The sequence below is a fragment of the Microbacterium sp. genome (genome assembly GCF_049661145.1).
Lineage (GTDB): Bacteria > Actinomycetota > Actinomycetes > Actinomycetales > Microbacteriaceae > Microbacterium.
The window spans coordinates 1-5,091 of sequence record NZ_JBASZT010000354.1 but is presented as its reverse complement, the minus strand read 5'-3'; the positions used below and the strand labels follow the sequence as shown (position 1 = coordinate 5,091).

The following is a 5,091-nucleotide window of genomic DNA, read 5'->3' as shown; positions in this document are numbered from 1 at the left end:
CGCCCCGCCTCCTCCCGCGAGACCGCCGCAGCGGGGCGAGACCGGCGCCCACAACGGCGGTCTCGACCCGCACACGCGGTCTCGCGGAAGCCTCGAGGAACCGGCGGGAGGATGCCGGAGCGCCCGGCGCGTCAGACGAGGGACTCGCGCCAGGCGGCGTGGAGCTTTGCGAACTTGCCGGTGCCGGCGATGAGTTCGGCGGGCGTGCCGTCCTCGACGATTCGCCCGTACTCCATGACGAGCACGCGGTCGGCGATCGCGACCGTCGACAGCCGATGCGCGATGATGATCGCCGTGCGATCGGCCAGCAGCGTCTGCAGCGCCTCCTGGATCTGCCGCTCCGAGGGGATGTCGAGCGACGCGGTCGCCTCGTCGAGGATCAGCACCGCGGGGTCGGCGAGGAAGGCGCGCGCGAACGAGATCAACTGACGCTGGCCCGCCGAGACGCGGCCACCGCGCTTGTTGACGTCGGTCGCGTAGCCGTCCGGCAGTCGCTCGATGAAGGCATCCGCCCCCACGGCGCGCGCCGCGGCCTTGATCTCGGCGAGCGTCGCGTCGGGCTTGCCGAGCGCGATGTTGTCGGCGACCGTCCCGCTGAACAGGTAAGCCTCCTGCGTCACCATGACGATCGCGCGGCGCAGGTCCTTCGGGTGCAGCGCACGCAGGTCGACGCCGTCCAGCGTGACCGCCCCCCGCGTGGGGTCGTAGAACCGCGAGACGAGCTTCGCGAGCGTCGATTTGCCGGCGCCCGTCGTCCCGACGAGCGCGATCGTCTGCCCGGCCGGGATGTCGAGCGAGAAATGCGGCAGGATCGTGCGGTCGTCGGCGTAGCCGAAGACGACGTCGCGGAATTCGACGTGCCCGCGCGAGGTCCACAGGTCCACCGGCTGCGTCGGGTCTGGCACGGTGGGCTGCTCCTCCAGCACGCCCGACACCTTCTCGAGCGCCGCCGTCGCGGACTGGTAGGAGTTGAGGAACATCGCGACCTCCTGCAGTGGCGAGAAGAAGTTCCGCACGTACAGCACCGCCGCCAGGAGCGTACCGATCTCGTAGACACCGGGCTCGATGCGCAAACCTCCCCACAGCAGTACCGCCGCGACGGCGAACGCGGAGACCGCCATCATGCCCGGCTCGAACGTGCCGAACAGTCGCAGCGACCGCATGTTCACGTCGCGGTACTGCCCCGACAGCTCGCCGAACTCCTCATCATTGCGCGGTTCCTTGCGGAACGCCTTCACGGCACGGATGCCGGTCATCGTCTCGACGAACTTCACGATGACCTTCGCCGACACGACGCGCGACTCGCGGTACGCGCGCTGCGAGTGGCGGTAGAACCAGCGCATCAGGAAGAACAGCGGCACTCCGGCGATCGCCAGCACGAGGCCCGACCGCCAGTCGATCAGCAGCAGCGCGACGAGCGTGAAGGCGCCGTAGAGGATGCCGGAGACCAGCTCGTTCAGGCCCCCGTCGAGCAGTTCGCGGATGGAGTCCAGGTCGCTCGTCTGACGCGAGATGATGCGGCCGGACGTATACGACTCGTGGAACTCCAGGCTCAGGCGCTGGGTGTGGAGGAAGATGCGCTTGCGCAGGTCGAGCATGACCGCCTGCGTGAGGCGCGCCGCGACGACGGCGTACCACCCGATGAGGGCGGCGCCGCCGACGCCCGCGACGAGATAGACGGCCACGACGGCGATCGTCGGCATCCAGTTCTCGTCACTGATCACCTGCGGCAGCGCCGTGTTGATGCCGTACGCGATCAGCGCGGGACCGGCCACCCGCAGCGCCGTCGAGACGACGAGCACGAGGGCGGCGAGCGCGAGCTGCCAGCGCAGCGGCGCGACGAGCGAGCCGAGCAGCCGCAGTGAGCGCTGACGGATCGCGCGCGACTCCTCGCGCGTGTAGTCGGAGCGGTCTTCGCCGGTCGTGCCGGCGACGGTCGCGGTGCTCATAGATTGACCTCCGAGGTCCGCGCGCGGGCGTGTTCGTCCTCCAGGCTGGAGATGACGTAGCGGTAGTGCTCGCTCTCGCGGAGCAGTTCGGTGTGGGTGCCGACCGCCGTGATGCGGCCGGCCTCCAGCAGCGCGACGCGGTCGGCGAGGGTGACGGTCGACGGCCGGTGCGCGATGACGAGCGTCGTGGTGTCGCCCATGACCTCGCCGAGGGCATCCTCGACGAGCGCCTCGGTGTCGACGTCGAGCGCCGACAGCGGATCGTCGAGCACGAGCACGGCGGGCCGCGCGGCCACGGCCCGAGCGAGCGCGAGCCGCTGTCGCTGTCCGCCAGACAGCGACAGGCCTTCCTCGCCGATGATCGTGTCGACCCCGTCGGGCAGGTCGTCGACGAAGCCCGCCTGCGCGACGGCGAGCGCTTCGCGCAGCACGGCATCCGCCTCGGGACTGCCGGGTTCGAGGTCCTCGCGGCCGAGCAGCACGTTCTCGCGGACCGACTGCGAGAACAGCGTGGCATCCTCGAAAGCCATCCCGACGTGCGTGCGCAGCTCGCGCAGGGTGAGGTCGCGCACGTCGACGCCGTCGAGCGTGACGCGGCCGCCGGTGACGTCGTACAGCCGCGCGGGGAGCGTCGTGAGGGTCGTCTTGCCCGAGCCGGTCAACCCCACGAGGGCCATCGTCTCGCCCGGGACGAGCACGAGGTCGATGCCGTCGAGCAGGTCGCGCTCGCCGTCCCCGGCATCCTGGTATCTGAAGTGGACGCCCTCGAACGCGAGCGCACCGCGCGGTGCGGCGATGGTGACGGGCGTGGCCGGGTCGGTGATCGTGTTCTGCTCGTCGAACACCTCGAAGATGCGGTCGGTCGCGGTGCGGGCATCGAGCAGGAACGAGAAGAGGAACCCGATCGACTCCATCGGCCAGCGCAGCACGGTCGCCATCGCGAAGAAGGCAACGAGCTCGGACAGCTGCAGCTGACCCAGCTGCTGCAAAACGATGCCGACGCCCAGACACAGCGCGAACGCGATGTCGGGCAGCAGCACGAGCCAGAACCAGATCCAGCCGACGGCGCGGGCCTTGTCCAGTTCGGTCTCCCGCAGCGTCTCGGCCTGACGCGCGAACTTCTTCAGGGCGTACGTACCGCGGCCGAAGGCCTTCAGGACGCGGATGCCGTGGACGGACTCCTCGACGCTCGTCGCGAGGTCGCCGGCCTGGTCCTGGCTCTGGCGCGCGAGGGTGCCGTAGGTCTTCTCGAACCGGTATCCCGCGTACCAGAGGGGCCCGCACACGACGAGGAAGGTGAGCCCGAGCGCCCAGTGCCACCGGAACAGCAGCGCCATGCCGACGATGATCGTGAGGATGTTGACGACGAGCAGGATGAGACCGAAGGCCAGCCAGCGGCGCAGCATGCTGATGTCCTGCATCATGCGGCTGAGCAGCTGTCCGGACTGCCACCGGTCGTGGAACGCGACCGGCAGGCGCTGAAGGCGTTCGTAGAAGCTGGTGCGCAGATCGTACTCGACCGTGGTCGACGGGCCGAGCACGAACCAGCGGCGCAGCCACACCAGGAAGGCTTCCGCGAGGCCCAGCGCGAGGATCGCGACGGCGCCCCAGACCAGCTGCGCCCGGTCCCCGGAGGCGATGGGCCCCTGGACGAGCACTTCGAGCACGAGCGGGATCGACAGCGCGAGCAGGCTCGCGACGAGCGCGCTCGCGGCGCCCATCACGAGCCGCGGCAGCACCGGCTTTGCGAACGGGTAGAGCCGGGCGAGGGCCCGGGTCGTGGAGAGTCTCTCAGTCGAGGAGGTCATGATCCTTGCGGAGGGTGGGGTCCGTGGGTGTTTGTGCGGCTGGCGGGGCGGATTGCTTCCGCGGATGCCGGGGTCAGGTCGGCGGAGGTGATGAAAGGCGCACGAAGGCGCCACAGGACGCAGCTGGACGTGAAGCCCTGGCGGAGAGGAACGCGATGCGCGGCGGGACGATTCCGCCGCAGGAGGACGCGGGCGCGTTATCCCTGCCGGCTCCCCGCGGCGCCGATTGCGATGGTGGCCGCCGGCGCGCGGAGGAAGGCGGGCTTCGTGGTGACGATGGCCGTGGACATGGCTTCCTCCTGTGTTCGACGAGCGGGGGCTGTGCGCCGGCGCCCGGGCCTGAGTCCTGGGGCTGAGTCCTGGGCCTGAGTCCTGCTCAGCTCGGGCGGTCGACGCGACAGCCCTCCAGCCTATGCCCGGGTGGTCGCCGAGTGCAAGAGCCGCTGGGCGCCGTGGCGCGGCGAGCTTGCTCGGCGACGGCGACGACGGCGACGGCGTGGACTTCGGGGGCGCCGAAGTGCGGGTGCGGGCGGGCCGAACCCGCACACTGGCGCCCCCAACCGGGCCCCCCGGTTTCGGAGGCGCCGAAACGTGGATGCCGACCACGCACACCCGCAGGCTGACGCCTCCGAACCTGGCGTCGATATCGTGGTCGACGTGAGCGCGCTGACCGACTACATCGACGCATGGGTTGCGCAGGATGCTGAGCGCGTCGCTGGCAGCGTCGCCGCGGACTGCGTTGTCACCGAGTGCTACGGGCCGGTCTACCGAGGCCGCGACGGGGTTCGTCGTTGGGCGACGGAGTGGTTCGCCGCGGGCGGGATCGTGCACCGCTGGGACGTCACCGATCACTTCGTCACGGCGAACCGGGAAGCCGCGCAGTGGACCTTCGAGTGCACGTGGAATGGCACGCGCAGCGCCTTCGACGGCGCGACGATCGCCCGCGTCGCGGGCGGGCTCATCGTCGAGCTCCGCGAGTACCGGACGACCGGGCCGCTCTACGACTGGCGGGGGACCTGGCACTGACGTGCTCCGGGCGCGGCGCGTCCCGCCGAGAACCCGCCGACACCCATACCCAGCCCGACACGAGCCCGCCGCCGACAGCCAGCCGGGCACCGCGTGCCACGCTCGCTCGGGGGCTACAGCATCCGGGTCACGCGACTGAAGCCCCCGCAGCAGCGACTGCTTCACGATCGAGCAGGCTGCGCTTGACGTCGAGCCCCCAGGCGAAACCCCCGAGCGCCCCGCCGGTGCGCAGCACCCGATGGCACGGCACGAACAGGGCCGGGGCGTTGCGCGCGCAGATCGATGCCGCCGCGCGCACCGCGCTCGGC

Annotated in this window: 4 protein-coding genes; 1 reads left to right on the top strand and 3 read right to left on the bottom strand. The window is 70.7% G+C overall.

Annotated features, from left to right (window positions below; genetic code table 11):
- Positions 1-131: 131 nt before the first annotated feature.
- Both WBP48_RS14620 and WBP48_RS14615 read right to left on the bottom strand, forming a co-directional pair.
- On the bottom strand, positions 132-1,949 hold the full coding sequence (locus WBP48_RS14620; RefSeq protein ID WP_424441484.1) for an ABC transporter ATP-binding protein: 1,818 nt from the start codon (positions 1,947-1,949) through the stop codon (positions 132-134).
- Positions 1,946-3,757 (bottom strand): ABC transporter ATP-binding protein, encoded by a 1,812-nt coding sequence (locus WBP48_RS14615; RefSeq protein WP_424441483.1) that lies wholly within the window; start codon positions 3,755-3,757, stop codon positions 1,946-1,948. Before WBP48_RS14615 ends, WBP48_RS14620 begins: the two co-directional genes overlap by 4 nt.
- Before the next feature lie 657 nt (positions 3,758-4,414).
- On the opposite strand from WBP48_RS14615, the gene WBP48_RS14610 reads away from it, so the two are divergent.
- Positions 4,415-4,783 carry a nuclear transport factor 2 family protein gene (locus tag WBP48_RS14610; protein WP_424441482.1) on the top strand — a complete coding sequence of 123 codons (369 nt, stop codon included), beginning with the start codon at positions 4,415-4,417 and terminating at the stop codon, positions 4,781-4,783.
- Between the two features lie 127 nt (positions 4,784-4,910).
- Here WBP48_RS14610 and WBP48_RS14605 read toward each other — a convergent pair.
- On the bottom strand, positions 4,911-5,091 hold a 181-nt coding region (locus WBP48_RS14605), incomplete at its 5' end, for a methylated-DNA--[protein]-cysteine S-methyltransferase (RefSeq protein ID WP_424441481.1).